General features: G+C 44.3%; 1 protein-coding gene. It reads left to right on the top strand.

Annotated features, from left to right (window positions below):
- Positions 1-1,654: bifunctional diguanylate cyclase/phosphodiesterase (locus tag R7P67_RS23690; RefSeq protein ID WP_318086177.1), on the top strand; the 1,654-nt coding region annotated here is incomplete at both ends.

Below are 1,654 nucleotides of genomic sequence, written 5' to 3'. Positions count from 1 at the left end.
ATCAAGAGCACGAAGACAGCTACAGTCGCATGGTGCTGAAAATAAAAGATGTTGAAATGGTGGTGTGGGATTCCATCACTAAAAATTCAACCACTAATGCAGATGAGAATCATTTTCTTTCTAAAGTTTTGGATGGAAAAATATATTTCGAAGTGCCAGTGGAACAACATCATTTTAAATTGATGGCATGGTTTGAACCGCTCAACGAGCGAGATATTTTTACTTCTCGACTCTTTATTGTTGGGCTAAGTATTCTCGCCGTGATGATTGTTATTGCGCTGTGTTATGCATTTGTCGCAAACAATAATAAATTGGAATTAAAGATTAAGCTTGAGGAAGAGAAAAAGCGTAAAGATATTCTTTCTCAACAAAACCACAAACTCACCAAAGAAATAGAGCGCCGAAAAGCATCGGAGAAAGAGCTCGCATTCCAAGCCAAATACGACACCTTAACAGAATTGCCAAATCGCAGTTATGGCTCAGAACGATTGGCGCTGGAACTTATTCGTGCATCTCGTACGGGGTCAAAAGTATTGGTGATGTTTATTGATTTGGACCACTTCAAACAGATCAACGATTCTATGGGCCATTTTGTCGGGGATGAAATTCTCAAACTCAGTGCTCAGCGTCTTCAAAACGTCGCGAGAAAAACCGATTTGCTCGCCAGAATCGGTGGGGATGAGTTCCTGTTGGTGATTCCAGATTTACCAGATAACGATACCGCGAAGCGCGTTGCTTCGAGTGTGTTATCGGCCTTTAGTGAACCGTTTGTTTGGAATAATCACGAGTTTTTCCTGACAGGCAGTGTCGGCATGTCGGTTTTCCCAGACGACGGTGATAACGCCGAGCAGCTGTTGGCGTGTGCCGATATGGCGATGTACCGCGTGAAGCAAGATGGCCGTGATGCGTTCTGTTTCTACAACCACAACATGAACCAAGATCTACAGCGTTACTTGGATCTAGAAAGTCGATTGCGTAATGCGATCTCGAACCAACTGCTCGAAATGTACTATCAGCCAATCATTGAATTGAAAAGCGGTAAAATTGTTGGCGCAGAAGCATTGATGCGTTGGAACGATGAGAAGTTTGGTTTCGTCAATCCAGAAGAGTTCATCTCGATTGCAGAGAAAAACGGATTGATTCATCAACTTGGCGAGTTCGCCATTCAGCAAGCGTGTCATCAAGCCTCGCAGTGGCAATCCATTTCGCCGTTGTTTGTATCGGTGAACTTCTCTAGCGTTCAATTCCGCTATTGTGATCGCTTATTGGCGTTCATTAGGCAAAGCTTAGAAGAATCGGGTTTGCCTGCTGAGCAATTTGATGTCGAGGTAACCGAAAGCTTGTTGTTTAACCATGATGATGAGTTGGTGGACATGCTGGATAACCTACGTGCGCTGGGTACCAAGCTGACGATTGACGACTTCGGTACGGGCTATTCTGCACTGAGTTACTTGCAGAAGTTCCCGTTTGATCGTCTGAAAATCGACCGCAGTTTTATGCAAAACGTGTTTGAGAACGACTCTGATCGTGAACTGGTCAACGTGATCATTGCTATGGCCAAAGCCTTGCGTCTTAAAATTGTCGCAGAAGGTATCGAAGAGCAGCGCCATGTGGATTATCTCAACGAGCTAAACTGTGAGTTCGGCCAAGGTTT

Source organism: Vibrio sp. Vb0937, from assembly GCF_033338855.1.
Note: the sequence above shows the minus strand (reverse complement) of the source record. Positions and strands in the feature narration are given on the sequence as shown.